We start from the raw sequence: 1968 nt of genomic DNA on the forward strand, positions 1-1968 counted from the left end.
TCAGCAGCCAAACATAACGCGGGGTGGAGCAGCCCGGTAGCTCGTCAGGCTCATAACCTGAAGGTCACAGGTTCAAATCCTGTCCCCGCAACCAATAGAAATCATAAAGCCAAAGCCGCTCCGTAATCCGGGGCGGCTTTGCGCGTCTCCCCACCAAAACCATGCCTTCCTATCCGCCGACGTCGCATTATCGCGTTTGGCTTCGCCGATTCGGCAATTCCCGATCCTTCCGCTCATTGTAAGGTCGCGGTAGGGACGTGAGTTTCCCCACGCCCCCCGCTCAGATCCGTACGTGCGGCACTACCGCATACGGCTCCTGCCTTGAGTCATGACGCGCCGCGCTGGTTTGGATAAGGATGCAAGGTGCGCACCTTGGGGATATAGAGCGCGATGAAGCGCTGGAAACGCTCCCAAGTCATGCGCGAACGTTGGCTGCGGCGCTTTATGGGGTAGCGTCCACGAACGTGGTGGAGATTTTCTGAGTGAGCCGGCGGGCGGAGCTCCGCTTAGCGGAGGCCGCCGGCTTTGCCGGGGCGGTCATCGCGCCCTCTTCGGTTATGGTCGAGTTACTGAAGCTTGATCGGCTGGCGCAAAAGCCAGTCTCGCCCGACGCGGCTGAACAAATCGGCGTGAGGACATTGCGGAATCAGATGGGCGTGCAAAATCGAATGCACTTCGTTTTTGACGCGGGTGCGATGCCGGACCACTTGATAGCGCCGCCCCACTAGCCGCCGCGCTCGCTCGGTCCCCGCGTCAGGCGTCCAGATCTGCGGCAGATAGCCCGCCGCGTGCAGGCTGGCGAGCGTGCCCGCGTCAATCTTGTCCGTCTTCACATGAGCTTGCGCGATCGCTTTAACCTGAAGCGGATTAGCGATCACGACGCGCGCCACAAAGGGCGAGAGAAGCCGGCCAATCTCGCGTGCGCTCACCCCGTCGTGGTGAAGCCGTAACAAGTTTCGCAGTTGTCGCATGCTCAGTTCCCGCTTCGCCGGCATTCCAATCTCCCGTCGATCATCGACGAGGCAGGATTGCCGCAGTTGCTGGCCTGCGGTGAGCAAACTTCGTGAGCCGAAAACCCGGCTCAGGTGGCCGGCTTCATTTCGGAATGGCGGCCGGCTTCAAATCGGAATCCCCGGCCGGCTTCAAATCGGAATCAGTGGCCGGATTGAATCGGAATTCGCAATTCTGCGCCTGATCCGCAAATGGCTGAGCGCCGGAACTATCGAGAACGGAGTCGGAACGGCGGCGCAGGTGGGCACGCCGCAAGGAGCGGTGATCTCGCCGTTGCTTGCCAATGTTTATCTGCACTACGTCTTTGATCTCTGGTCGCATCGGTGGCGACGGCATGATGCCAAAGGGGATGCGATCGTCATCAGATATGCTGACGACAGCGTTGTGGGCTTCGAGTATCCCGGCGATGCGCGGGCGTATCTCGACAGCCTGCGGACACGGCTGGCCCAGTTCGGTCTCGCGCTCAATGAGGCGAAGACGCGAATCCTGGAGTTTGGACGCTATGCAATCGAACGTCGCGCCCGGCGCGGCCAACGTCGCCCTGAAACCTTTGACTTCCTCAGCTTCACGCATATCTGCGCGAAGAGGCGGAAGAACGGAAGCTTCATCTTGCGGCGATTGACCGTGGCCAAACGAATGGTGGCGACCTTGAAAGCGCTTCGGTCAAGTCTGATGCGACAGCGGCACAGTCCGCTCAAAGTCATCGGCGCTTGGCTCAAGCGCGTGGTGCAAGGCTATCTGAACTATCACGCCGTGGCCGGCAACCTGAAACGGCTGGGGATGTTCCGAGCAGAAGTCTGTCGTGCCTGGCTGCACGCCATAAATGATCGCGTCCGTCAAGGTGGTGGAAATTTTGGGGCGTTCGTCTCGCCTCTTCAGGCTGCGATTTTGGGGGGCGATGCGGGTTCGTCGGCGAGGCTGGCCATCGTCTCCAGGCTCATGTAGCGATGCTGTAAT

1 tRNA gene and 2 pseudogenes are annotated in these 1968 nt (G+C 60.3%); 2 read left to right on the top strand and 1 reads right to left on the bottom strand.

Annotated elements, in window-relative coordinates:
- The first annotated feature begins 17 nt into the window (after positions 1 to 17).
- Positions 18 to 94 (top strand) — tRNA-Met (locus CFB24_RS22150).
- Between the two features lie 484 nt (positions 95 to 578).
- Here the strand turns inward: CFB24_RS22150 and CFB24_RS22155 are convergent.
- Positions 579 to 896 (bottom strand): annotated as a pseudogene (locus CFB24_RS22155) (IS110 family transposase); the annotation flags it as partial.
- A 73-nt stretch (positions 897 to 969) separates the two neighbouring features.
- Here CFB24_RS22155 and CFB24_RS24145 point away from each other — a divergent pair.
- Positions 970 to 1569: pseudogene (locus tag CFB24_RS24145) on the top strand (reverse transcriptase domain-containing protein); the annotation flags it as partial.
- Between the last annotated feature and the right edge of the window lie 399 nt (positions 1570 to 1968).

It is taken from the genome of Rhodoblastus acidophilus (assembly GCF_900187365.1).
Taxonomy (GTDB): Bacteria; Pseudomonadota; Alphaproteobacteria; order Rhizobiales; family Beijerinckiaceae; genus Rhodoblastus; species Rhodoblastus acidophilus.